This is a genomic window from Bradyrhizobium sp. HKCCYLRH3073 (assembly GCF_051167995.1).
GTDB lineage: Bacteria > Pseudomonadota > Alphaproteobacteria > Rhizobiales > Xanthobacteraceae > Bradyrhizobium.
Genome location: NZ_JBNPUD010000002.1, coordinates 351031 through 375761, shown reverse-complemented (window position 1 = coordinate 375761; position 24731 = coordinate 351031). Strand labels below are relative to the sequence as shown.

16 protein-coding genes are annotated in these 24731 nt (G+C 64.6%); 7 read left to right on the top strand and 9 right to left on the bottom strand.

Annotated elements, in window-relative coordinates; all coding sequences use genetic code 11:
- Positions 1 to 2: 2 nt before the first annotated feature.
- Together ACQR1X_RS05605 and ACQR1X_RS05600 are read right to left on the bottom strand one after the other, a co-directional pair.
- Positions 3 to 956: an ABC transporter permease gene (locus ACQR1X_RS05605; protein WP_315805220.1), complete on the bottom strand. Its 954-nt coding sequence runs from the start codon at positions 954 to 956 to the stop codon at positions 3 to 5.
- Positions 957 to 1085: 129 nt separating this feature from the next.
- Positions 1086 to 2705 carry an ABC transporter substrate-binding protein gene (locus tag ACQR1X_RS05600; protein ID WP_434898476.1) on the bottom strand — a complete coding sequence of 540 codons (1620 nt, stop codon included), beginning with the start codon at positions 2703 to 2705 and terminating at the stop codon, positions 1086 to 1088.
- 247 nt (positions 2706 to 2952) lie between these two features.
- Between ACQR1X_RS05600 and ACQR1X_RS05595 the strand changes: the two genes are divergently transcribed.
- On the top strand, positions 2953 to 4548 hold the full coding sequence (locus ACQR1X_RS05595; RefSeq protein ID WP_434898475.1) for an ABC transporter substrate-binding protein: 1596 nt from the start codon (positions 2953 to 2955) through the stop codon (positions 4546 to 4548).
- Between the two features lie 82 nt (positions 4549 to 4630).
- Here the strand turns inward: ACQR1X_RS05595 and ACQR1X_RS05590 are convergent, their stop codons facing one another.
- Positions 4631 to 5686: a hypothetical protein gene (locus ACQR1X_RS05590; protein WP_434873501.1), complete on the bottom strand. Its 1056-nt coding sequence runs from the start codon at positions 5684 to 5686 to the stop codon at positions 4631 to 4633.
- A gap of 45 nt (positions 5687 to 5731) precedes the next feature.
- Here ACQR1X_RS05590 and ACQR1X_RS05585 point away from each other — a divergent pair, with 45 nt between their 5' ends.
- Positions 5732 to 6127: a hypothetical protein gene (locus ACQR1X_RS05585; RefSeq protein ID WP_315805224.1), complete on the top strand. Its 396-nt coding sequence runs from the start codon at positions 5732 to 5734 to the stop codon at positions 6125 to 6127.
- 59 nt (positions 6128 to 6186) lie between these two features.
- Here the strand turns inward: ACQR1X_RS05585 and ACQR1X_RS05580 are convergent, their stop codons facing one another.
- Together ACQR1X_RS05580 and ACQR1X_RS05575 are read right to left on the bottom strand one after the other, a co-directional pair.
- On the bottom strand, positions 6187 to 8412 hold the full coding sequence (locus ACQR1X_RS05580; RefSeq protein WP_315805225.1) for a CHASE2 domain-containing protein: 2226 nt from the start codon (positions 8410 to 8412) through the stop codon (positions 6187 to 6189).
- A 47-nt stretch (positions 8413 to 8459) separates the two neighbouring features.
- On the bottom strand, positions 8460 to 14771 hold the full coding sequence (locus ACQR1X_RS05575) for an Npun_F0296 family exosortase-dependent surface protein (RefSeq protein WP_434898474.1): 6312 nt from the start codon (positions 14769 to 14771) through the stop codon (positions 8460 to 8462).
- A gap of 606 nt (positions 14772 to 15377) precedes the next feature.
- Here ACQR1X_RS05575 and ACQR1X_RS05570 point away from each other — a divergent pair.
- The 3 genes from ACQR1X_RS05570 (at position 15378) to ACQR1X_RS05560 (ending at position 18551) form a co-directional block, all read left to right on the top strand.
- On the top strand, positions 15378 to 16133 hold the full coding sequence (locus ACQR1X_RS05570; protein WP_434838532.1) for a transglutaminase-like cysteine peptidase: 756 nt from the start codon (positions 15378 to 15380) through the stop codon (positions 16131 to 16133).
- 145 nt (positions 16134 to 16278) lie between these two features.
- Positions 16279 to 17028 (top strand): ABC transporter ATP-binding protein, encoded by a 750-nt coding sequence (locus tag ACQR1X_RS05565; protein ID WP_316182836.1) that lies wholly within the window; start codon positions 16279 to 16281, stop codon positions 17026 to 17028.
- Positions 17025 to 18551: a permease gene (locus tag ACQR1X_RS05560; RefSeq protein WP_316216684.1), complete on the top strand. Its 1527-nt coding sequence runs from the start codon at positions 17025 to 17027 to the stop codon at positions 18549 to 18551. Before ACQR1X_RS05565 ends, ACQR1X_RS05560 begins: the two co-directional genes overlap by 4 nt.
- Positions 18552 to 18556: 5 nt before the next feature.
- Here the strand turns inward: ACQR1X_RS05560 and ACQR1X_RS05555 are convergent, their stop codons facing one another.
- Positions 18557 to 19462 carry an alpha/beta fold hydrolase gene (locus ACQR1X_RS05555; protein WP_316182835.1) on the bottom strand — a complete coding sequence of 302 codons (906 nt, stop codon included), beginning with the start codon at positions 19460 to 19462 and terminating at the stop codon, positions 18557 to 18559.
- Between the two features lie 107 nt (positions 19463 to 19569).
- Between ACQR1X_RS05555 and ACQR1X_RS05550 the strand changes: the two genes are divergently transcribed.
- Entirely contained in the window at positions 19570 to 20388 is an 819-nt protein-coding gene (locus ACQR1X_RS05550) for an MBL fold metallo-hydrolase (protein WP_316239427.1), read from the top strand.
- Here ACQR1X_RS05550 and ACQR1X_RS05545 read toward each other — a convergent pair.
- Positions 20385 to 20837, bottom strand: a complete 453-nt coding sequence (locus tag ACQR1X_RS05545) for a cupin domain-containing protein (RefSeq protein WP_316182833.1) — start codon at positions 20835 to 20837, stop codon at positions 20385 to 20387. The two genes, ACQR1X_RS05550 and ACQR1X_RS05545, sit on opposite strands and share 4 nt — an antisense overlap.
- 327 nt (positions 20838 to 21164) lie before the next feature.
- Here ACQR1X_RS05545 and ACQR1X_RS05540 point away from each other — a divergent pair, with 327 nt between their 5' ends.
- The gene (locus ACQR1X_RS05540) at positions 21165 to 21629 is read left to right on the top strand and encodes a DUF4399 domain-containing protein (RefSeq protein ID WP_434892726.1); all 465 of its coding nucleotides are present in this window, start codon (positions 21165 to 21167) and stop codon (positions 21627 to 21629) included.
- A 104-nt stretch (positions 21630 to 21733) separates the two neighbouring features.
- On the opposite strand, the gene ACQR1X_RS05535 is transcribed toward ACQR1X_RS05540, so the two are convergent.
- Positions 21734 to 22990 carry an aminopeptidase gene (locus tag ACQR1X_RS05535; protein ID WP_434838529.1) on the bottom strand — a complete coding sequence of 419 codons (1257 nt, stop codon included), beginning with the start codon at positions 22988 to 22990 and terminating at the stop codon, positions 21734 to 21736.
- Positions 22991 to 24092: 1102 nt separating this feature from the next.
- Positions 24093 to 24488: a GFA family protein gene (locus tag ACQR1X_RS05530; RefSeq protein ID WP_315805234.1), complete on the bottom strand. Its 396-nt coding sequence runs from the start codon at positions 24486 to 24488 to the stop codon at positions 24093 to 24095.
- Between the last annotated feature and the right edge of the window lie 243 nt (positions 24489 to 24731).

Sequence of the window (24731 nt, the reverse complement as noted above, 5' to 3'; positions counted from 1 at the left end):
CGTTAGCCTCGCTTGATGCGCGGATCGATCGCGGCCTGCGCGATGTCGACCACGAGATTGAGGATGACGAAGAACATCGCCAGCACCAGGATCGTGCCCTGCAAGAGCGGAAGGTCACGCTGGAAGATCGCCGAGTTCAACAGCAGGCCCGAGCCGGGCCAAGAGAACACCGTCTCGATCAGGATCGAGCCGCCCAGCATGTAGCCGAGCTGCAGGCCCATGACCGCCAGCGCGGTCGGCGCGGCGTTCTTCAGCACATGGCGGAACACCTGGGTTTCGCGCAGGCCCTTCGCGCGCAACGCCTCGACGAAATCCTGGCTGAGGATGTCGCCGGTCAGCGCGCGCACGGTGCGGGTGATGATGCCCATCGGAATCACCGATGTTGTGATCGCGGGCAGGACCAGGAAGCGGATATGGGCCCAGTCCCACGACCATGCGCCCGAACCGGACGGACCGGCGCCGACCGCGGGCAGCCAGTTCAGCTCGACCGAGAAGATGATGACAAGCACCATGCCGAGCCAGTAATGCGGCACCGACACGCCGGCGATCGCGATCGAGGTCGCGACCTTGTCGATCCAGCTGTCGCGGAAATAGCCGGCGACGAGGCCGAAGAACAGGCCGAGCGAGAAGCCGATGATGGCCGCTGCGATCGCCAGGGTCACGGTGTTGGACACCGCGCGCAGCACCTCGGCGAGCACGGGCCGGCCGGTCGCGATCGAGCTGCCGAGATCGCCATTGACGGCGCGCCACAGCCACAGCCCGAACTGCACCGGCAGCGGCTTGTCGAAGCCGTAGGCGACGCGCAGCTGCTGCGCGAGCTCCTGCGACGCGTCGGCCGGCAGCACCGCGACGAGCGGATCACCGGGCGTGATGTGAACGAGCATGAAGCAGACCAGCGCTACGCCGATGATGATCGGGATCGCATAGACCATCCGCCTGGCAGCATAAGAAAGCACGAGTCACCTATTGAAGGTCTATCGATCGTCATGCCCGGGCTTGACCCGGCCATCCACGCCGTCCACCGAGGATCGAAACGTGGATGGCCGGGTCAAGCCCGGCCATGACGAGGAGTTGAGGATGGAGCCTTAAGGCTCCACCGAGATCGGCGAGAAGTCGATGAACCAGCTCTTCGGCTGAACCACGCCTTTCACCTTCGGGCTCATCGCGCGCGGACCGACGTCATGCGCCACGTAGAGGAACGCGGCGTCATCGACCGAAGCCGCATGCAGCTCCGCCAGCGCCTTGTCGCGCTCGGCCGGATCGAAGGTCTGGCGCGCCTTCTTCACCAGCTCATCGAACTTCGGATTGTTGATGAAGCCCCAATTGTTGGAGACGGGAGGCGCCATCGACGACTGCAGGAAGCGCACCAGCGCGAAGAACGGATCCATCGCAGCATAGGTCACGTTGGTGGCATTGGCGCCGTTGGCGGACGGATCCTTGGCGCCGCGCCGCCAGTTGGTGAACAGCGTATTCCACTCGATGACGTCGAGCTTGACGTCGAAATAGCACTCCGCCAGCGCCTGCTGCAGGTATTCGTTCATCGGCAGCGGCTGCATCTGGCCCGAGCCCGACGCCGAGGTCTGGATCTTGACCTCGAGCTTCTTGTTCGGCCCGAAGCCCGCCTCCTGCATCAGCTTCTGCGCGGCCGCCTTGTCGTATTTGATCTCGAAGGTGACGTTGCCGCGCCAGGGATGGCCCTTCTCGAACGTGCCGGTCGCCGGCACCATCAGGCCGGCAAGCAGCCCGTCGCGCAGACCCTCGCGATCGACGCAGAGATTGGCGGCTTTGCGGACGCGGATGTCGTTCCACGGCGAGCCTTCGATGCGCGAGAACTGCCACGGCCAGACATGCGGCTGCTCATTGGCGTAGAGCTTGAAGCCGCGCTGCTTGATCTCGGGCAGCGCATCAGGCGCCGGCGCCTCGACCCAGTCGACCTGGCCGGACAGCAGCGCCGCGGTGCGCGCGTTCGCCTCCGGCATCGGCAGCAGGATCATCTTGTCGGACTTGGGAATGCGTGCCTTGTCCCAGTAGGCCTCGTTCCTGACGAGCTCCAGCCGCTCGCGTGGCGTGAACTTCGCCATCTTCCACGGACCGGTGCCTGAGGCGTCCTTGGCGAAGGCGGCCCAGGCGGCTTGCGACTTCGCCTTGTCGTCGGCGCCGGTCGCGGACTCATAGAGCTTCTGCCACTTCGTCGGGCTCGCCATGAACAGATTGGTGAGGTTGATCGGCAGGAAGCTGTCCGGCTCCTTGGTCGTCAGCTCGACGGTGAGATCATCGATCTTGCGCGCCGACGCCAACGTCGGCATGCGCGAGGCGGTGACGCCGACCTGGCTCGGATCGAACTGCGGCGCGTCCTGCTTCAGCACCTTCTCGACGTTCCACACCACGGCGTCGGCATTGAACGGCGCACCGTCATGGAAGGTGACGCCGGGACGCAGCTTGAACGTCCACTTGGTCTTGTCGGCATCGTCGACCTTCCACTCGCTGGCGAGGCCGGGAATGACGACGCTCGGCTTGTCCGCCGACGACAGATCCCACATCGTCAGCGCGTCGTACATCGTGAGGCCGGTGAAACGGTTGCCCTCGAAGCCCTGATCGGGCTGGCCGAGCGTCCGCGGAATGTCTGCCGCAGTCATGCCGATGCGCAGCACCGATTCCGCGCCGGCCGTTGCCGGTAGCGCGAGGACCGCTACGGTCGTCATCATCGCGGCCGCAACGGCTGCATGTTTGTCGATTGAAGTCGCAATACGCGAGAGCACGATCTTATCTCCGATCAGCTGGCTAAATTCTGTGCAGCGTTATGCAACGGCTATGCCAGCGCTGCGCCGGACCGTCGCCCTGCGACGCGAGGTCACAACGTTTGTACTCAAATGATCCGTTTTGAGCTTTGGCACCCGGATTGCAGGATTTTGGCATTGAATTTGATCCGGGTCCCCACGGAGCTTCATCCTGATGCGTACTAGATTGTCCCTGCTCGCCACGGCGCTTGCCCTCGGCCTCTCCATGGTTGCCGCGCGCGCCGAAACCGTCCTGCGTTACGGCATCTCGATGGCGGACATTCCGCTGACGACGGGCCAGCCCGATCGCGGCGCCGGCGCCTATCAGTTTACCGGCTACACGATCTATGATCCGCTAGTGGCCTGGGACATGAGCGTCGCCGACAAACCGGGCAAGCTCGTTCCGGGCCTCGCCAGCGAATGGAAGGTCGACGACGCCGACAAGACGAAGTGGCGCTTCACCCTGCGCAAGGGCGTCAAGTTCCACGACGGCAGCGACTTCAATGCCGATGCGGTGATCTGGAATCTGGACAAGGTGCTCAACGATAAGGCACCTCAGTTCGACAAGCGGCAGAGCGCGCAGGTGAAGACGCGGCTTCCGTCGGTGGCGAGCTACGCCAAGATCGACGACTCCACAGTGGAGATCACGACCAAGACGGTCGACTCGTTCTTCCCCTATCAGATGCTGTGGTTCCTGATTTCGAGCCCGGCGCAATACGAGAAGCTCGGCAAGGACTGGGACAAGTTCGCCAGCCAGCCCTCGGGCACCGGTCCATTCAAGCTGACCAAGCTGGTGCCGCGCGAGTTGGCCGAGCTCACGAAGAATTCCGAATATTGGAACAAGGATCGCATCCCGAAGACGGACAAGCTCGTGCTGGTGCCGATGCCCGAGGCGCTGACGCGCACCAACGCGCTGCTGGCCGGCCAAGTCGATCTGATCGAGACGCCGGCGCCCGACGCCGTGCCGCAGCTCAAGGCCGCCGGCATGAAGCTGGTCGACAACGTCACGCCGCACGTCTGGAACTATCATCTCAGCGTGCTGCCGGGATCGCCCTGGACCGACATCCGGCTGCGCAAGGCGCTCAACCTCGCGATCAATCGCGACGAGGTGGTCGGTCTGATGAACGGCCTGGCGAAGCCCGCCAAGGGCCAGGTCGACCCGTCGAGCCCGTGGTTCGGCAAGCCCACCTTCGACCTGAAATATGATCTCGCCGCAGCAAAGAAGCTGGTCGAGGATGCCGGCTACTCCAAGGACAAGCCGCTGAAGACGACCTTCATCATCGCACAGGGCGGCACGGGCCAGATGCTGTCGCTGCCGATGAACGAATATCTGCAGCAGAGCTTCAAGGAGATCGGCATCGACATCGACTTCAAGGTCGTCGAGCTGGAGACGCTGTACACGCATTGGCGCAAGGGCGCCGCCGACGAGATGAACGCCGGCATCACCGCCAACAACATCGCCTATGTGACCTCCGATCCGCTCTACGCGATCGTGCGCTTCTTCGCCTCCGACCAGATCGCGCCCACCGGCGTCAACTGGGGCGGCTACAAGAACCCGAAGGTCGATGCGCTGATCAGCGAGGCGAAGCAGACCTTCGATCCGGCGAAGCAGGACGAGCTGATCGCACAGGCGCATGCGCTGGTCGTCGACGACGCCGCGCTGGTGTGGGTCGTCCATGACACCAACCCGCACGCGCTGTCGCCCAAAGTGAAGAAGTTCGTGCAGGCCCAGCACTGGTTCCAGGACCTGACCACGATCGGCGTGGAGTAGCGGTTCGGCGCCGGTTGCCGTCGCACTCGCAAAGAAGCCCGGCCGTCTGCCGGGCTTCTTCTTCAGCACAACAGCCAATATGTCATTTGCCGACGACGAACGCGCCCGAGTCAAATTTGTATGATGCTTGGAGAAAGCCGCCGTACCGCTCGTAGCTGAATGTCGTGGGCGATCCCGGGACGCCCGGGAATTGCGTGGTCCCGGATGTCGTCCGAGCGTACCAATAGCGCCCCCCGAGACCGACGCTGAAGTTTCTCGTCACGTCGTAAGACACGATACCTTCGAGCTGATAGCCCCAGCCGTTTCCGGACTGCGGAAGCGGATTGATGTCGGGCCGCAGCCAATGATTATCGAATCCGCTCAGCCGGACATAGGGCAGAACGGCGCCATCGAGGGTGACGTTCCAGTTCTGACCCAGATGGAAGACGCCGTTCAACCCCACACGAAGCGAGTCCCAGTTCTCGGTCTTGCTGAGCACCAGCACGCCTCCGGCAACCGGAGCGAGACCACAGATGAACGGGTTGGTCGCGACCTGAGTACATCCGTACGCGTTGACGGTCTCATAGAAATGGTTGTAGCCGATGAAGGCGCCGACCTTGAACGCAGGCCCTCTCCAGAAATTGTAGCCGGCGTCGATCGTGCCGTACCACAGCCTGCCGCTGTTCACGTCGCTGACCGTGTTTGAGTATGGAATGACTGCCGGCGGATAGTCTTCGTCGTTGAGCGTGCCGCTGAAGATGTTTCCGCCGCCAGCAAAGCCCTTGGCGAAGAAGCCGACATTGTGATCGACCCTGGCGAAGCCTTCGCCGGCATGGCTGTTGAGATTCTTATAGGTCAGCTGGGAATTGATCTGGCCTGCGACGAAAGGATCACCCAGCGTGTAACGGGTACGGCCCGAACTGTAGAAATAGCGAGCGCCGACCTCGAACTCCCACAGCGAAACCGGCGCCGGCGGCGCCTTGACCGGAAGATCCGCAGCGGACACCCCGCTGGCCCCAAGCACACACGCTGCCGCCGCGATGAGGCTGCCCCAGTGTGGCCGAGTGAAACGATATGGCGGAGCGAAACGCTTGACTGGCCCCCATGCCGGCTTCTCCTTCATTGGAGCAGCCGCACTTGTATCCTCGAAAGACTGCATCAGTGCCCCCCATTTGCAGCATTTTACCACCTTAAGTGGTTCATTATGGTATTGCACGTCTATAACGAGTACAATCCGACGCACATGCTCCCGAATCTTTCCTATCCCGCTGTTGCAGCCGCGCAACAAACGCCAAGCGCTCGACATCTGCTGGATCGCGCCGACGCCGTGCCGATCCTGCAGCGCCGGAGGCGCTTTCGTTCAGTCAAACTCGTTGTCGTCACGCTCGCGCTTGCCGGCAACATCGCGGTGGTGGACGCGCAGACATCCTCCACGAAGCCTGGCAACGTCGTCGCGCCATCGCCGCTGGCGCACGAGGGAGGCAAGCCACCGCGTATCAAACGGAGCCTTCCGCCGTCGCGTCCCGCCCGCCACGCTCCCGGCACGGAGAAACGCAGCACGCGTTGCCCGCCCTATTCGGCCTATGTGATCTGCAATTGATTACCATCGTCGCCGCGCCATGCCCGTCAGCGCGGCCGGGTCCATCCTTCGACGGATTGCTACTTCGTCAACAGCGCGTAGGCGCCGTTCCAATCCTCGGGCGGCGGATCGACCCGATAGTGGCGGATGCGCGCCTCGTAGAGATCGTAGAGCTTAGCCAGCTCCTTCGCCTCGTCCTTCCTCCGCCCTCGTTCGATTGCAGCCAGCGCCTCGTCCCAGTCGCAGTTGCGATAGGCGGCCAGCATCTCGATGGTGAGGTTGCGCAGCAGCTGGAAGCGCTCGGAATGCATCACGTCCTCGCGGCCGGTGATGGCATAGATCACCTCCGGCTCGGTCTTGCCCTTCACCATGATGAAGTCGAGCTCGAGGATGGCGAGCCTGTCCTTGACTGCCATGGCCGTCGCCGAGCCGACGATGATCGGGAAGCCGTATTCCTTGGATTGTCCTTCGAGGCGGGAGGCGAGGTTGACGCTGTCGCCGAGCGCCGAATAGTTGAACTTCAGATCGGAGCCCATGTTGCCGACCACGCCGATGCCGGTGTTGAGGCCGATGCCGACCTTGAGCGGAATGTAGACGTGGCCGCCATGCGCGGCCTCCTGCTCGCGCTCGCCGTTCACCCGGTCGATCCGGTCGAGCATGTCGAGCGCGGCTTCGCAGGCGTTGATCTGATGGTCCTTGTCGGCGAGCGGCGCGTTCCAGAACGCCATGATGGCGTCGCCCATATATTTGTCGACATAGCCCTTGCGGGCGATGATGGCGTCGGTGAGCGGCGTCAGGAACCGGTTCATGAGCTGGGTCAGGCCTTGCGGATCGTGCTTGTAGCTCTCCGAGATCGTGGTGAAACCGCGCACGTCCGAGAACATGACCGTGATCTCGCGCTCCTCGCCGCCGAGCTTGGGCGGCGAGTCCGCCAACTGCTCGACCAGAACGGGCGACAGATATTGCCCGAACACGGAGCGCATCTGCCGGCGCTGCTCCTGCTCGCGGACGAAATTGGCGAAGATCAGCGTCAGGTAGACCGCGGTTGTCGACAGCATCGGATAGGTGAAGTCGATCATCAGCCGGTGCTGGGTGTAGAAGTACCAGGAGAGGCCGAGCAGCGCGCTCGCGAACAGTCCCCCAACCATCACCAGGGTGATGGCGCCGAGCTGCGGCGCGAACACAATGACGAGAAAACCGAGCAGGACGGCCCCAAGGAACTCGACCACAACGCCCCAATAAGGCCGTGTCAGAATTGAGCCTGTCAGCACCGACTCCAGCACCTGGGCGTGTACCTCGACGCCCGGCATGGCCGAGTACACCGGAGTGGTCTTGATGTCGTTCAACCCGATGGCGGACGGGCCGATCAGGATCAGCTTCCGCGCAATCTTCTCCGGTGACACGCGGCCTTCGAGCACGTCGATGGCAGAGACATAGATGGATGGATCATGATTGGCGTAGTGCACCCAGATCTTGCCGTTGCCGTCGGTCGGAATCTGAAACCCACGCAGGCCAAGGCTGGTGATGCCGCCCTCCTCAGCCTTGACGAACACCGTGTCCGTGGCGGTCAGAACCCGCAGCATCTCGAAGCTCAGCGCCAGCATCGTGACGTCCTGTGCCCGCATGATCATCGGCACCCGGCGGATGATGCCGTCGCGCTCGGGCGGGATCGTGAACAGGCCACGCCCCGCCGCCGCATGCTCGATCACCGGCACGTTGCGCAGCAGCCCAGGAAACGGCTCCATGAACGGGATCGGGTCACCCAGCATCGCAAAGCCGGTCACGGGCAGTGTCTTGTCCAGATCGGTGCGCTTCTCGAGGCTGGCCGTCTCACCGAGCACGATGCGCGATCTTCGCAAGGTCTCGGCGAACACCTGATCGTTTGACGGCAACGCCTTCAGCTTCTCACGTGTCACCTCATCCAGACCGGGGAAGGTATCCGCCGCGATAGCCGGATTGAGCCGGTCGGGCTCGGCAAACACGACGTCGAAGGCGATGACAAGGGCGCCGAGCTGGGTCAGTTTCTCGATGATCTCGGCGATGCGCGTCCGCGGCCATGGCCACTGGCCGAGCTTGGGATCAGCGAGGCTCTTCTCGTCGATGTCGACAATGGTGACCGGGCGAACCGTCTTGGGCCGCGGACTGAGCGCCTGGAAATTATCGAAGGTGCGAAGACGCAACTCCTGCACCAGGGCCGGATCAGCGACGCGCAGCGCCGCGAACGCGACCAGCAGCAGCAGGCAGATCAGGCGCGCATAGCCAAACCTGCGTGCAAACCACCGGGGAACTGCTCTCAATCGCTTCATGCAGCAACCGATATCACACCGTGGCCTGCAGCCCGAACGCCGCGGACTCAGACCAGGTGAAAGCCGTCGTGATGCGCCTTGAATTGATCCAGCGTCACGCCCTTGAGCGTGAGCGTATCATGCGCCGCATCGGTGATGACGGTGTCGTGGCCGTTGTTGGCCGACTGCGCGGCGGCCACCATCGCGTCCACGCTGGCGAACAGCGAATGATCGAGCTCGACGATGTCCTTGTTGAGATCGAAATCGCCGATCGTGGCGCTGCCGAAATGCGGATTGAAGACGAAGGTGTCGTTACCGCCCTTGCCGAAGATCGTGACACCGCCGCCGACATTGACGAAATTGTCGTTCTGATCGGTGCCGTTGATCGTCGAGGCGCTGTTGCCGGCCAACGTGACGGTCAGTGCCTTGCTCGCAGTGCCGCCGTGGCCGTCGCTGACCTCCGCCTGATAGGTCACGGTCAGCGTGTCGCCGGGATTGAGGAAATCCAGGTTCACGTCGGCCGGATGATACGTCCAGTGCAGGACATCGGCACCGCCATCGGATGTCGCGCTGTCGAAGGTGATCGCGTGGGCATCGGCCAGCGCCTGGACATGGGCATTCGAGGGCAGGCTGAGAGAGCCATTGTATTTGATCACGCCATTGTCGTGCACCGAAGCGGTCAGCGTGTCGCCGACATCCTTGTCGAGCACCGTCAAGGTGCCGGACATGTCGCTCGCCGATTTCACCGGCTGATCGGCGATGGTGCCCGCCGAGACGTTGTCGAGCTCGAACGCATTCTGGCTGCTGGCGAGCACCACCTTGTTGAACGGCGACAGCCCGAGAAACTCGACATAGCCGTTCGAGGCCAGCGACGCCTGCCCGCCATTGGCGAGCAGCGGCGCGACGTCGCTGCCCGAGTAGGACGCCACCAGCTTGTTGCCGTTGTAGAACGAGATGCTGTTGTAGCTGTCGACCGACCCCCAATACAGCCCGAAGCTGTTCTTGACGCTGTCGAAGGTGATCGTCTCCTGGGCTTGGCTGCCGATGCTGAGATAGTTGGTCTTGTCCGCACCGTCGACCATGTAGGGCGCCGCGGATACCGGCGACGAGCCGTGCACGATTCCCGCATTGCCGGAGGCCGTGAACGTCGCGTGCAGCGCCTCGCTGTAGAAGCTGCCGTGGCCGCGTCCGTTGTCGGAGATCGCGCCTTCCGACACGTGATCGAACGTCTCGGTGGGCATGCCCTCCGTGTTCGTTTTGGCGGAGCTCGCCAGCACCCTCGCCTGCTCTGCCAAGATGACAGTCTGGACCGGCGGGTTCGTCTCACCGGTGATGACGGGCGCATCCTCGGCACCATTGACGGTGATGGTGACGGGCACCTCGACCACGAGGCCATGGCCGTCATCGATGGCAACCGTGTAGGTCAGCGTCACGTGCTGGCCGACGCCGAGGTAGTCGAACGCCTTGTCGCCGGCAGCGAAGCTCCAGGCCTGCGACCCCGCACCCTTGCCGGATTCGGTGAGCGCGCCGAGCGACAGCCAGCTCTTGAGCACGGACATGTCCGACGGCAGGCCGCCGTCGTTACCCGAGGTCGCGACGTCGCCGATCACCTTCAGGACATGCGTGTCGGTGATATCAGCGTCCGTGAAAGTGATGGTGCCGCTCGCGGTGTCGGGCAGGTCCGATCCTGACTTGGCCGTGCGCTCCGCGATGACGGCCGCCTGCGCATCGCTCGTCACGACCGGCAGATCGTTGGTGCCCGTGATGGTGACGACGATCGTCGACGTCGCGGTCCCGCCTTCATGATGATCGTCGAGCGTCACCGTGGTGGTGACCTTGATGGTCTGCCCGGCGCCAAGAAAATCGAGCTTGCCGTCGGCGATGGCATAGGTCCAGCCGACCTTGCCATTGTTGGCATTGCCGCCCTGGCTCAGTTGCAGCGCCTGCTCGAACGCGGCGATCTGCTCCGGCGTGAGCTGGCTGGACAAGTCGGTGTGCCCATCGGCCGCGACCCATGTCACGCTCTGCGCATGAGGCAGGATCGACGCTGTCGGGCGATCGGTGAGGTCAACGTCGCTGAAATGAATGGTCCCGGTGACGCTTTGCAGATCAGACGAGCCCGTCTGAGCCCCCGTTTCGGTCAACGCACCCGGCTTGCCGGGATCTGTAACCACCGGCACGTCGTCCTTGGCCGTCACCGTGATCAACGTCCCGCCATTGGCGTCTTTGCTGCCGGCGAAATGCAAGTCGCTGAAATCGCCGACGAGGGTCAGAGCGATGCTGTGCCCTTCGCCGTCGATGACGGTGAGCACGCCCGTGTCAGCATCATAGGACGCCGTCGTCGCGTCACTCCATTTGATTGTCTGCAGATCGATCTTGTCGTCTGCTCCGAGGCCGGCGAGTTTGGCGGAGAAGCTGGCGTCGTCGATGACAATCTCGCTGCTCCCTTTGCTGCTGAAGTCGATGACCTGATCGACGTGGCCATCGACGGTCAGCGTCGCGCCGGCATCGACCTTGATCAGTCCCGAGCCGGTGACATCGCCGTTGATCTCGAACGTCCCGGCCGTGATCTCGATCGTGCCGTCGTTGTAGATCGTTCCGCTGAGTCCACTCGTGCCGCTCGCCGTGATCGCCCCATAGATATAGAGCTTGCCATCACCGCTCACCGTGGTGCCGGCGAGATCGAGGATCGCGCCGAGATCGACGGTCATTTTGCCGACGTTGGCGACCTCCATGCCCGCCAAGGTCACCACGTCATGGCCGGCGATCTCCAGCGTGCCGGCGATCCGGATTTCCAACGTGCCGCCGGTGAGAGTCGTGCTCCCATCGAGCACCAGGGTCGATTCCACCGGGACCGTACCATCCTCATCGATGATGATCTGACCATTGGTGTTATCGATGGTGACATTGTCGAAGGTGGTCGCCGCCTCGGTCTCGACATGCACGATGCCGTGGTTGATGAGATCGCCGCCGGTGATCGTGCTGTGCTCGATCAGCAGCAGCGCGGCTTCGTCCACCTGGACCGTGCCGAAATTGTCGACGGTGACGCCGACCAGGTTGGCGCTCTCCTCTGCGGCGACCTCGAGCCTCGACCCGTCGCCGATCGTGACGTCGACGCCGGTCAACGACGCGCCACCCTGGACGGTGAGGATGGCCGTCATCTCCGCGAGCGGACCGGTCTCGCCGATCAATAGCGCGCCGCCCGCGACGGCGCTGCCGTCGATCGTGCTGTCGCCATCGACGGAGACCGTCCCGTCGTTGCTGATAGCGCCGCCGGCGATGCTCGTGCCGGACAGAGACAACGCGCTGCTCACCGCAATAGTGATCGCGGCGGCACTCGCATTCGTGATCGTCTCGTCTTCGAACGTATTGCCGCTGCCGGACACGGCGACGATGCCGGAATTGTCGAGCGTGCCGCCGATCAGCGCGGCTGCGCCGGTCAGGGCGACGGTTCCACCGGACTCATTGGTCAGCGTGCCGCCGCTGATGCGCGCCTGCGAGAGGGTCAGCGTCGCGCCGTCTTCGACCGTGATCGTACCGTCGGTATTGTCGACGCTGGTGTCGTCGTCGAGCGCGAGCGCGCCATCCGGCTTGATGTCGATCAGGCCGGCGTTCGTGACGATCTCGTTCGAGATGGCATTTCCGGCGCCAGACACATCGATCGTACCGAAATTGGTCAGTTCGCCATTGCTGATCTCGGCCCCGTCTTTCAGGGCGAGCAGGCCGTTGGCTTGCGGTGGCGTCTGCCCACCTTCGTCCAGCGTGCCGATATTTTGAACGATCGGCACGCCATCGATCAGGATGGTGCCGCCGTCGATGCTGCCGCCGTCGAGTGTCAGGGTGGCGCCCAGGTCGACCCTGATCAAGCCGGAGCTGTCCTGATCGGCATTCGCGACGTTGCCATGCACGGTCAGCGTGCCAGCCGACAGCTCGACCGTCCCGGTGTTGATGATGCTGGCCGCAGCCCCGAATACGCCGCCGCCATCCAGCACCACAGCGCCGACATTGTGCAGCTCGCTCTGGTCCAGCATCTGCGCCGAACCATTCACCGTAATCGTGGCGCCCGAGAAGTTAACGATGCGAGAGTCGGCCTTTGCCGTCAGCGCGCCGCCGATCGTCAGCAAGCCGTGATTGTCGAGTTCGGGGACGGCGCCGCCGCCAAAGTCATTCAGCGTGACCGATTTGGCGGAGGCGTAGGCGCCGTCATCGATCGTCACCGGGAAGGCCGGCGTCAGGCCGTGCAGCTGATCGGTGATGATGATGACGTCATCATCGGCGGTCGGAGCCAGACCGGTTGCCCAGTTCGCGCCGTCGCTCCACAGATGAACCTGCCCGCCGCTGCTCTCGCCAGGCTGCGTCGTGGCAATCCAGACCACCGCCGGATCGTCGGTGCCGGTGATCGTGACCGTGACCGTCTGCGTCGATGTCGCGCCTTGCGAGTCCGTCACGGTCACCGTGTAGGTGAGCGTCAGCGTCTGGCCTGCGGGGATGAAATCCGCGACATAGACCGGCAGGCTGGCGAAGCTCCAATTGATCTTGCCGGTGCCGCTCCCGGTGCTATCGGAGGCCAGCGACGCCGTCAGCGCCTGTTCGAACAGCGCCAGTGGGGCCGGCGGAATGCTACCGCCGCCTTCCAGAGCCGCGCCGGTCAGCTTGGCCGAGACGGTATGGCTGTCGGTGAGGTCGACATCCTTGAAGGTCAGCGTGCCCGAGGTCGGATCGTCCGAGGTCAGCGGCCCGCCGGGCACGCTGGTGCCGCCCTCGAACGCGATCGTCTGCACGGTTGCGACGATCTCGGGCTTGTCATTGGTGCCCGTCACCGTGATCGTGATCGGCACCACGGTGAATTCATTGGACGGCGCGAAATTGTTGTCGACGCGTACGAGGTAGGTCAGCGTGAGCGTCTCGCCTGCCGCGAGAAAGTCGAAGTAGTTGTCGGGAACGCTGTAGGTCAGCGTCGCCGTGCCATAGTTCTTGTTGTTCGGATCTGGCGTGACCGCGATCTTCACGGCCGTCGCCATGACGTCCTGCAGTTGCAGGGCGTTCAACGAGCCCGTGACATCAGTCTGCTGCGCGCTCTTGTAGGCATAGGACTTGAAGCTCACCGACACCGTCGGCCGGTCGATGCCGTTGATGTCGACGAAATTGATGCGGCTGAGAACGGTGTCGAGATCGGTGCCGTTCCCGGTCTGACCGGCACGCTCCATCAATCCGAAGGCCGTCGTCAGCCGGCCGCCAGCATCGAGAATCCTGACGTCCGGCGGACCTGGGATGTGCGACGGCTGCTCGCCGGTCTGGCCAGTCCCGGTCGTCGGGCCGGAGTCGTCGACCACGCGAACCACCGGCGTTGCGCTGGTGCCGTTGGGCAAGGTCAGCGGCGTCAGCGTCTGCGGCACCCCGATATCGGTGAAGTGGGTGTTCGACTTCGGATTGGTGTTGTCGGTGAACTTGATCGAGAAGACGTCGTTGATGAGCTTCTGGATGTCCGGCGTGAGCGGGACAGCGCTCTGATTCACGATTCCGTTGCTGATCTGGATCTGCTGTCCGGCCTGATTCACCACAGCGATCGGCTGCAGCGTCGTCTTGTCGAACAGGACGTAGGAGCCGGTGTGGCCGTCCGGCTCGACCAGCACCTGGAACTTGGCATCGGGCAGACTGCCCTGCCCCGGCACTGTGAAATCGATCTCGACCAGCACCGCCGTGCCGCGAATGCCCATGGTCGCCACGGGCGTGTCGACCTTCATGTCGCCGTGCTTGGCGGTCTCGCCGGCCACGAACGAGATCGTGCCGGCGACGAGGCTGATCAGCGAGGAATTGTTCGACCCATTGGGGTCGTACACCATCTCATTCAGCACCATCCGCGCATTGGACGACAGGCCGAACACGGTGCCGTCGATGAAGGTGATGCCGAGCGTCGAATCCGATCCCGACTGGACGACGTCGCCCTTCTCGACGTTGTCGCCGTTGTGCAGGAGAATCGAAACGCCGTTGCGGATGACCGTCGCGGTGCCCTGCAGCTTGGTCACATGGCCGATGACCTTGCTCACACTCGCAGCCGCCCCGGCCTGGCTGACCTGCACCGCGCCGGAGAGCGCATTGACGAGGTCGCCGGTCAGATGCGCACCATCGGGTGACGCCAGGGGCGCCCGTTTCTCGCCCTTGAAATAGTCCGGCAGCACCATCTCGCGCCCATCGGACGAGAGGATCAGGTCGAGGCCGGACCGCTTGAAATCGGCGTTGAACAGAAAATGCGCGTCCGGAACGACGATCGCGTCCGTCGGCGCATGGGCGTGCGGCGCCTCCAGCCGCACGTGACCGTGCGAGGAGGCGCCCCGGCCGTCGGAGAAAAGCGCGGCGTCAGAATTGCCAGCGTAATTCACGGGGCCACCGACTATGGTTAATGAATACATAAGAATGAGTGTTCAAGGCGTGCATATCACTGGCAAGTGTCTGGCGGAACCACCTTCAGCTTGTGCTTCAGGTGGCCAAAAACGGCGGCTTCCGCGGGATCGCTACGATGTTGTCGAGTTTCTGCCCTCTTTACAGCTGGCTCCGGGCGGAACCGGCCAAGTCAAAATTCATGTCTCTCCAGAAAATAGAAGTAATTCCAAGTATTCATAGACCAGCCAATACCTTTGCCGACATCGACATCCGCACCGGCTTACCCCTGACAACGGATTTCAAGTGCAGGACTGTGGGTGGGAGAACAAGAATCGACGAATTGCATCAATTTGGCGGGAGCGGCGGCTGAGTTCAAAGCACAACTTCACCGCGAACCCTTCCGACCTTCGCGACCATCGCTCAGCTTTCGCTAGGATTTGTCGCATCGGAGCAACACAACGTTCAGCGTAAATCCTGCGATTTGATCGCCCGCGTGCCGGTTTTAAGCAGAGGCCAAGCCTCCACATCCATGCTGACCGCCAACAAGCATCCGGTTCCGTCAGGCGCTGCATCGCGCCGACCGAGATCCGGGCACGGGGCGTCACATGAATTTTCTCGCGCTGATGCGCGCATCGCTGGCGGCCGCGGCCGCCAGCGCCGCCATGTGGATCGGCAGTCCGGCGAGCGCCGGTCCTGCCGCGCGGCCATTGGGGCTCGCCGCCATCGAGGATGCGGAGCCTTTCGCCCTGCCGCGGGTGGTCCTCGATGCCGGCGCGTTGCGCGACAAGTGGCTGGCGCTCGCGCGCAAGCTCGAGGACGAGCGCGTGCAGCTTGCGCTGTGCGATGGCGACCGCGAGCGCTGCGTTTCCCCCGCCGCCCTCAGCCTGCTCACGATCATCGATCAGGGCCGTCTCCGCGAGGGGCGGGCACGGCTCGGCCAGATCAATCGCGCGATCAACCTGGCCATCCGCCCCGCCAGCGACCTCGCCCAATATGGCCAGATGGATGTCTGGGCCTCTCCTCTTGTGACGTTCGAGCACCGGGCCGGCGACTGTGAGGACTACGCGATCGCCAAGTTCGTCGCGCTTCAGATGGCCGGCATTGCCGCCGACGATCTGCGGATCGTGATCCTGCACGACGTCGTGCGCGGCGAAGATCACGCCGTCGCGGCCGCGCGCCTCGACGGGCGCTGGCTCATGCTCGACAATCAGCGCATGGCGATGGTCCAGGACAGCGACGCGCGGCAGGTACGGCCGCTGTTCGTGATCGACGAGACCGGCATCTCCCGTTATCAGCCGTTGCCGCTGATGGCAGAGGCCCAGGCGCTGTCGCCAGACAGCACGGGTTCCGTGAACCATTGACCATCGCCCGCAGCGGTGCAGCTCTCCAATGGCGCAGGACCACGGCGGGAGCGCGGAACCGGTCGGCACCGCGGGTCCGTTCACCACGCCGCAACGAGTTGCATCCACATTGCAGACGCCAACCGAACGAGGCGATAGTGCCGTCATGATCCCAGGCAGCCCCGCCCTCGCCGTGCGAGGACTGACGAAATGTTTCGAGCGGCCGGCGGTCGATGCGCTCGACCTCGTGGTGCGCTCGGGTGAATTCTACGCACTGGTCGGCCCGAACGGCGCCGGCAAGACGACCACGCTGCGCATGGTCGCGGGCCTGCTGCGGCCGGATGCCGGGCGGATCGAGATCTTCGGCATCGACGCGCTGCGCGACCCGATCGCGGCCAAGCAGGTGATGGCCTGGGTCTCCGACGAGCCCATGATCTACGACAAGCTCACGCCGCTCGAATATCTCGAATTCGTCGCCGGACTGTGGGGCATCGATCCCGCGAGATCAGGTGAGGCGGCAACCGAGCTTCTGGTCTCGCTCGGGCTGGAGCCGCATCTGCACGAGCGCTGCGAAGGCTTTTCCAAGGGCATGCGCCAGAAGGTGGCGCTCGCCGGCGCGCTGATCCACGACCCGCGGCTGATCATCCTGGACGAGCCGCTGACCGGCCTGGACGCGGTGTCGGCGCGGCACGTCAAGGGCCTGCTGGCCGAGCGCGTCCGCCGCGGCGGCACGGTGATCATGACCACGCACATTCTCGAAGTCGCCGAGCGCATGGCCGACCGGATTGGCGTCATCGCCGCCGGACGCGTCGTCGCCGAGGGCACGCTCGCCGAGCTCCGCCAGCAGAACGGGCGCACCGACACCAGCCTGGAGGAGCTGTTCATCGCGCTGGTCGACGTCGAGTCCGCGGCATGACGCGGGCGGCGACGCTCGCCTGGTTCGCCCGTCACGAGCTCCGGCTCGCCTGGCGGGAATGGCTCGGCATGATCACGGCCGGCCGGCGGCGCCGCACGCGGGCCGCCATCATCGGTCTCGTGCTGTTCGGCGCCCTCATGCATCTGCCGGCCTGGGTCGTGGTCGGCCGCTACGCCGATCTCGCGCCGCCGCTCGACAAGACCGCGCTGATCGTCATCACCGCGACCATCATGCTGTCCTGGGCCTTGATGCTGTCGCAGGCGATCGAGTCTGTCACCCGCGTGTTCTACGCCCGAGCCGACCTCGATCTCATCATGTCGTCGCCGGTGCGGCTGGCCGAGATCTTCTCCGTCCGGATCGCGGCGATCGCACTCTCCGTGACCAGCATGGCGCTGCTGCTCGCGACCCCCTTCGTCGACGTGCTGCTGATCGAGGGTGGCGCCCGCTGGCTCGCCGCGTTCGTCGTGGTCGCGGCCGTCGGCCTGTCGGCGGCGGCGATCGCCATCGCCATCACGATCGTCCTGTTCCGCCTCATTGGTCCGGCGCGGACGCGGCTGGTCGCCCAGATCCTGGCGGCCGTGATCGGTGCCGGCTTCGTCATCGTGCTGCAGATCGCGGCGATCGTGTCCTATGGCACGCTGTCGCGCTTCGCCGTCCTCACCTCGGATGCCGCGGCCGCCATCGCGCCCGATCCCGACAGTCTTGTCTGGCTGCCGGCCCGCGCCGCGCTCGGCGACGGTCAGGCGCTCCTGATCCTGCTGGCCGCCGGACTGTTGCTGCTCGGTGTCGTCATGATCGTGTTCTCGCCGCGCTTCGCCGACACCGCGATCAGCGCCGCGGCCCAGGGCATCTCCAGCCGCGCCGGCGCACGCGTCAGGTCGTTTCGCGGCGGCTCGCGGCAGCAGGCACTGCGGCGCAAGGAGTTCATGCTGCTGCGGCGCGATCCCTGGCTGATCTCGCAGACGCTGATGCAACTGCTCTATCTGGTGCCGCCGGCGCTGCTGCTGTGGCGCAGCTACTCCGACAGCTCGCAGGCGGTGTTCCTGATCACGCCGGTCGTCGTGATGGCGGCGGGCCAGCTCGCGGGCGGCCTCGCCTGGCTCACCATCTCCGGCGAGGATGCGCCCGAACTGGTGGCGACGGCGCCGCTGCCGGGGACGCGCATCGTGCGCGCCAAGGTCGAGGTCGTGCTGATCACGATCGCAATGATCTTTGCGCCTCTCGTGCTCGCGCTCGGCTGGGTCGCGCCGGCGCAGGCGGTGGTCACGGCGGTGGCCGTGCTGGTCGCGACCGTCTCCTCCACGGCCATCCAGCTCTGGTTCCGGATCCAGGCGCGGCGCAGCCAGTTCCGGCGCCGCCAGACCTCGTCGCGGCTGGCGACCTTTGCCGAGGCCTTCTCCTCGATCGGCTGGGCGGCGACCGCGGCGCTGGCGCTCGCGCTGCCCGAGGCTGCGATCGTCTGCGGCCTGATGACCGCGGGCCTCTTGCTCGCGGCCTGGAAGCTGAGCCCGGCACGGACCTGAAGCGTTCAGCGCAGCACCTCCATCACGGCGGCGGCGAACGCCGCCGGCTCTTCCTGCGGCAAATTGTGGCCGGCCCGAGGGATCACGCGATGGCCGATCCGGTTGCTGAACTTCGCAGCATGCGCCTGGCCGTCCGTCGCCGGGATCACGCCGTCGGCGTCGCCATCGAGCGTGATCGTGGGCACCGCGATGACAGGCAGGCTCGCCAGCCGCTGCTCGATGTCCTGATAGCGCGGGTCCCCCTCGGCCAGCCCGTAGCGATGCCGATAGCTGTGGATCACGACATCGACGTGATCGGGATTGTCGAACGCCTCCGCCGCGCGCGCGAAGGTCGCATCGTCGAAGCGCCAGTGCGGTGACCATTGCTGCCACAGCAGCCGTGCAATTTCGGCGCGGTGGGCCGCGAGCCCGGCCCGTCCGCGCTCGGTCTGGAAGTACCATTGATACCAGAACGCGAACTCGCGCGGCACCGGCGCCGGCTCCAGCGCCCGCGCGATGTCCTGGATCAGGTAGCCGTTCACGGAGACCAGGCCCGTGCAGCGCTCGGCCCACAGCGCCGCGCCGACGCAGGCCGCGCGGCCACCCCAATCATAACCGGCGAACACCGCGCGAGGGATCGCCAGCGCATCCATCAGCGCGACCAGGTCGGCGCCGACCGCGGCCTGCTGGCCCGAGCGCGGCGTCGATGCGTCGCGGAAACGAGTGGGTCCATAGCCGCGCAGATAGGGTACGATGACGCGGCAGCCTTGTGCCGCGAGCCGCGGCGCGACCTCGACATAGGAGTGGATATCGTAGGGATAACCGTGCAGCAGGATGACGACGGGACCGTCGGCCGGCCCGCTCTCGACATAGGCAATGCGGAGCACGCCAGCGTCGATCTCCCGTAGCGGCCGCAACACCTGATCCGTCATGCCATCCTCCCGCATCGCGCCGCGCTCTCGAGCCGGGCGCAGCGCCGAGGATAGTTCTGATCGAAATTCCCCGCTACACTCGCACGCGCTGTTGGAGGGGAACTGCCATGCTGCGCTCGCTGGTCTCGCTGCTTGCCGTCCTGGTCGCATTCGCATCGCCCGCGGTGGCGCAATCGGGGCCGCGCACCAGCGAGTGCCTGGCGATGGCCGGCGGCCCGCCGCGCGCCGTGCCGGTCAGCCTGCGCCGGACGGCGGCGGCCGGCAACGAGGTGACAATCACCTATGCCGGCCACTCGACCTACTTCATCGACACGCCGATGGGCATCCGCATCGCCACCGACTACAGCGGCGCCTATCAGGTCGGGCGGCTGCCCGACGTCATCACCATGAACCGGGCGCATTCGACGCACTACACGCTGGCGCCCGATCCGCGCATCCCGCACGTGCTGCATGGCTGGGGCGACGACGGCAAGCCGGCCCAGATCTACGAGCGGATCGGCGACGTGCTGATCCGCAACATTACCACCGACATCCGCCGCTATTTCGGAGATTCCATCGGCATCGACATGATCAAGGACGGCAACTCGATCTTCATCTTCGAGGTTGCCGGCCTGTGCATCGGCCATCTCGGCCATCTGCACGTCAAGCTGGACGAGACGCATTTCGCCGCGATCGGCCGGCTCGACGTGGTGATGGTGCCGATCGACGGCACCTACACGATGTCGCTCGACGGCATCTCCGAGATCACCAAGCGTCTGCGCGCCTCGGTGGTGCTGCCGATGCACCGCTTCGCGACGCCGCTCGACGAGTTCATGCGCAAGATCGGCCAGCAGTTCGAGATCGACCGGCGCGGCGAGCGGACGTTGAAGATGTCGCGCGAGCTGCTGCCGTCGATGCCGACGGTGATCATCCTCGACGGCGTCTAGGCGCCCGCGAGGCTGGTGCCGCGACGGCCTTCCGGCGTCAGGAACATGCGCTTGAGCTTGTTGATCACGCGCACCGCGAGGCCGAGCACATAGGGCTGCGTCTTCAGGCAGAAGGCCAGCTTCTTGACGTGGCCCTCGACATGCCATTTGGCATGCGCGCCATCGCGGAAGAAGATCACGTCGCCCGGCCCATAGCGCTTCGCCGGGAGCCCATCGCTCTCCAGCACGATCGCGCCTTCGAGGATCAGGATGGTCTCGTCGAAATCGTAGTACCAGTTGAACTTGCCCTCGGTGCAATGCCAGACGATGGTCGAGCCCAGCCCGTCGCTGCTGCGCGCGATGGTGCAGGAGGTCGCGGTCGGAGTGCCCTCGATGATCCAGGACGGCTCGATCGGAGCGGGCGCCAGGTCGACGGTGAGGTTGGCGGTTTCGATCAAGGACGGCGACATCGTGGACCTCAAATGCATGGGACTGAAATGACCGGGCGAACGCCGGCATGAGCCTGCGACCGTAGCCGGTTGCACCTAATGGCTGCTTTCCGCAGTCGTTAAGATTTGAACCAATCGCCGCGACCAGCCGTCGCATCACAACCACGCCAGCGCTATAAACTTCACGCGAACGCCGCAATTTGTTCGCGGCCTCGCCAAACCTGCTGATCTACTGTTTAGCCGCACTGCAAGATGCGGACAGGCGCCCCTCCGGTCGCCCTGCCCATCCTGAGTTGTGCCGTCACCTTTAGAGATTTGCCGCCTTCGCAGAGATAAGGATTTCCCAGGATGCGCCGACTGAACCTCGCCTTCGCCCTCACGCTGTCTGCCGCCACTCTTGCAACCACCGGCGTCGTCATGGCGGGCGAAACGCCCGCCCCCGAGAATGCCAAGGCCTACTTCATCAACCTCAAGGACGGCGACACCGTCTCCTCGCCGGTGCTGATCCGCTTCGGCCTGTCCGGCATGGGCGTCGCGCCGTCCGGCACCGAGGCTCCCAACACCGGCCACCACCATCTGCTGATCGACGCGCCCGCGCTCGAGGGCGATGCGCTCAACGAGGCGATCCCGGTCGATGCCGGCCACGTGCATTTCGGGAAGGGCCAGACCGAAGCCTCGGTCAATCTCACGCCGGGCAAGCACACCTTGCAGCTCGTGCTCGGCGACTGGAGCCACATCCCGCACAACAAGCCGGTCATGTCGGAACGGATCACGATCGACGTGCAGGCCACCACCGGCAGCGCCAAGCAGTAGGACCGTTCGACCGACGACGACCCCGCCGCGAGCATCGCTCGCGGCCCGCTTCGGGCCGGTGCACGCGTGGCGCCGGCCCGTCATGCGTCAGGCCCACTCGTCCTTCAAGCCCACTCGCCCTTGCGGAACACCGGCACGCGGCGGCCGTCTTCATGGAGGCCGTCGATGTCGGTGTCGGCCGAGCCTATCATCCAGTCGATGTGGATCAGGCTCTGGTTGCCGCCCTGGGCGGCGATCTGCTGCGGCGACAGCGACGTTCCGTTGACGAAGCACTTCGAGTAGCACTGGCCGAGCGCGATGTGCGAGGCGGCGTTCTCGTCGAACAGCGTGTTGTAGAACAACAGGCCGCTCTTGGAGATCGGCGAGGAGTGCGGCACCAGCGCGACTTCGCCGAGCCGGCGCGCGCCCTCGTCGGTGTCGAGCACCTTGTTCAGCACTTCCTCGCCCTTCGAGGCCTTGGCCTCGACGATGCGGCCCTCCTCGAACTTTACCTGGATGTTGTCGATCAGCGTGCCCTGATAGGACAGCGGCTTGGAGCTGACGACGTGACCCGACACGCGACGGCAATGCGGCGTCGTGAACACTTCCTCGGTCGGGATGTTGGCATTGCAGGTGATGCCGTTCTTGGCGGTCGAGGCGCCGCCCTCCCATTCATGGCCGTCGGCGAGACCGATCGTCAGGTCCATGCCGGGTCCGGTGTAATGCAGCGCACTGAAGCGCTGGCCGTTGAGCCATTCGGTGCGCTCGCGCAGCACCGCGTTGTGGCGCTCCCAGGCCGACACCGCATCCTCGCGATCGACGCGCGACGCCGCGAAGATCGCGTCCGCGAGCTTCGCCACCGCGACCTCTTCCGGGACATCCGGGAAGACCAGCTTGGCCCAGGAGAGGCTCGGATAGGCGATGATGTTCCAGTTGGTCTCGAAATTCGTGATCTTCTCCAGCGCCGGCTGATAGGCCTTGGAGTTGGCCTTGCTGGCGCGCGCCACCTTGGCCGGATCCTGGCCGGACAGCAGCATCGGATTGTCGCCGACGATGGCGAGCCGCGCGGTGTTCTCCGAGAACGCCTTGGCCATGCCCTGATAGAGCCAGTCGGCGGCGCGATCGAAGCTGTTGTCATGGCCGAAACGATAGCGCGCCAAGGTCAGCTCCTCGTCGGAGAAGAACGAGGTCACGATCCCCGCGCCGGCCTTGTAGGCGTGCTCGGCGACCTTGCGCACCAGCGGCAGCGCCACCGACGGCGCGGTCAGCAGCAGATCCTGACCGGGCCGAAGCTGCAAGCCGACCTTCACCGCGACCTCGGCCAGGCGGTCGAGCTTCACGGGATCGATGGCGGCATCGAAGTTGCTGAAATGTGCGGTCATCAGGAGGGTCCAGTTCCGTTTCTTTGCAGTGTTGAAGAGATAGGCCAAACGGTCGGGCGGTCAATGGCGAACGGGGGCGACTCCGGCATCGCCTCTCCGCCCTTGTCGCCGCCGAGCATGGCGCTGACAACTGCCGTGAAGGCGTTCGGAGACATGGCTGACACCTCAAAACGGCCCTGTGGGTCCGCACCCGTCGCTTTCCAAAGCTGAGCCGCGAGCTCGGTGCCGCTCTCCCTCGGAGGGCAGGGCTATCACATATGGCGATCGAGGTTTTGCGCTTACCTCTCTCCGCGTCATCATGCTGAGAACGACGTGGATGCCCGGGCAAGGCGGGCATGACGGAGTAACTAACCTGCAGAATCGTTCATCGCGATGGCCCTGTATCTCCATATGCGATAGCCCTGCCCTGGAGGGGGAGGGTCGGCACTGAGCCAGTGGCGCGTCGTGATCAACAATTTTGAGCGGCATATGGGGATGTGCGTCCATGGCCTCGCGGCGCCCCAGGCGTCCGAGTGATACAGTGGTCTCACCCTCTTCAAACGAAAGGGTGCAGGGAAGGCCGGACCTCGACTGAGGCCCGTGGCCCGCCTGCTCAAAAAATGCAGGCGGCAGGTACCACAGGTCCAGCCGGATGATCCGGCCCTCCCTGCGCGATGGCTTTACGGCTGCTTCGCGTTCTCCCCGGTGCGCCGGGCTTTTTGGTCACCGTCACCCACGCGGCGCCATCGGCGCCAACGCAGGCTTGATACTGGCATCGGAGTATCAGGACCACGCGACTTGACCGTGCGAGCCGATGTTGTTCGTCCGCGCGAATGACCACGCTGCAAACCGGCCCGCCCATCACATCCCGCCTCCACGTGTCGTGACGACCGCGATACGCCCCTCGTCGATGAGGCGGGACAGCGACAAACAATCATGATTTTCCGAAACCGCCAAGCAGGATATTTTTTCTGCCGGGACTGGACAGCCCAAATCAGCCTGAACCTGCTCAGGAAATCAGTCTCCAGACGCAGCGGCGATCGAACGGATCAGGGGCAGGAACAGGCCTGTTCATCACAGCACAACGACATGAGTCGCCCGACGGGCGGCATTCTCGATCGCGTCAGTCGTCGACATGCAGCCCACCACCATCGACGTACCAGTCGGCACGTGACGCCCAGTGCACGTGGCGATCGGGTACGGCGCCGAGCGGCTCATCGAAGCCGCCGGCAGGAATGATCGCCTCGTGGCCGCTGCGCGTCAGATGCGGCATAGGGCTGCCGCACGTGCTGCAGAAGGCCGTGGCGAAGCTGCGCGCCTGCGGCAGGTCGAACCGCGTGACGCTCGCCTCGCCGCGCAGCCAGCGCAGCGCCGCCGCCTTGACGACGACCTCACAGGAGTGCGCCGTGCCGCTGGCCTTGCGACAGCGCGAGCAATGGCAATTGAGGAATTTGTCGAACGGCCCCTCGACCTCGAAGCCGACGCGGCCGCAGAGGCAACTGCCGCGGAACGTGGTCATGACGATCTCCTATGAGTGCGCTGGAATGTCCAAGAGCGCCACACGCGTGGAGGATGTTACTTATGCTGACTGCATCCTTGCAGCTATCAGGACGACTGAAGGCCAGCCTCGGTCGCCGCATTGTTAGTAGGTAGCATGGTCTTCCCACGCGGAACATTCGACTGTTTGTGAGTCATCCTCGACATCGAGAGTCAATCACTCCTGATGAATTGGAACCGGGATGACCGGACAGCGCTGTCGCGC

Excerpts from the sequence above, each read along its gene's own strand:
- ACQR1X_RS05535 (WP_434838529.1), bottom strand. The coding sequence starts at position 22,990 with ATGACCGCACATTTCAGCAACTTCGATGCCGCCATCGATCCCGTGAAG.
- ACQR1X_RS05590 (WP_434873501.1), bottom strand. The coding sequence starts at position 5,686 with ATGCAGTCTTTCGAGGATACAAGTGCGGCTGCTCCAATGAAGGAGAAG.
- ACQR1X_RS05530 (WP_315805234.1), bottom strand. The coding sequence starts at position 24,488 with ATGACCACGTTCCGCGGCAGTTGCCTCTGCGGCCGCGTCGGCTTCGAG.
- ACQR1X_RS05545 (WP_316182833.1), bottom strand. The coding sequence starts at position 20,837 with ATGTCGCCGTCCTTGATCGAAACCGCCAACCTCACCGTCGACCTGGCG.
- ACQR1X_RS05580 (WP_315805225.1), bottom strand. The coding sequence starts at position 8,412 with ATGAAGCGATTGAGAGCAGTTCCCCGGTGGTTTGCACGCAGGTTTGGC.
- ACQR1X_RS05565 (WP_316182836.1), top strand. The coding sequence starts at position 16,279 with ATGATCCCAGGCAGCCCCGCCCTCGCCGTGCGAGGACTGACGAAATGT.
- ACQR1X_RS05570 (WP_434838532.1), top strand. The coding sequence starts at position 15,378 with ATGAATTTTCTCGCGCTGATGCGCGCATCGCTGGCGGCCGCGGCCGCC.
- ACQR1X_RS05555 (WP_316182835.1), bottom strand. The coding sequence starts at position 19,462 with ATGACGGATCAGGTGTTGCGGCCGCTACGGGAGATCGACGCTGGCGTG.
- ACQR1X_RS05585 (WP_315805224.1), top strand. The coding sequence starts at position 5,732 with ATGGTATTGCACGTCTATAACGAGTACAATCCGACGCACATGCTCCCG.
- ACQR1X_RS05600 (WP_434898476.1), bottom strand. The coding sequence starts at position 2,705 with ATGATGACGACCGTAGCGGTCCTCGCGCTACCGGCAACGGCCGGCGCG.
- ACQR1X_RS05550 (WP_316239427.1), top strand. The coding sequence starts at position 19,570 with ATGCTGCGCTCGCTGGTCTCGCTGCTTGCCGTCCTGGTCGCATTCGCA.
- ACQR1X_RS05560 (WP_316216684.1), top strand. The coding sequence starts at position 17,025 with ATGACGCGGGCGGCGACGCTCGCCTGGTTCGCCCGTCACGAGCTCCGG.
- ACQR1X_RS05540 (WP_434892726.1), top strand. The coding sequence starts at position 21,165 with ATGCGCCGACTGAACCTCGCCTTCGCCCTCACGCTGTCTGCCGCCACT.
- ACQR1X_RS05595 (WP_434898475.1), top strand. The coding sequence starts at position 2,953 with ATGCGTACTAGATTGTCCCTGCTCGCCACGGCGCTTGCCCTCGGCCTC.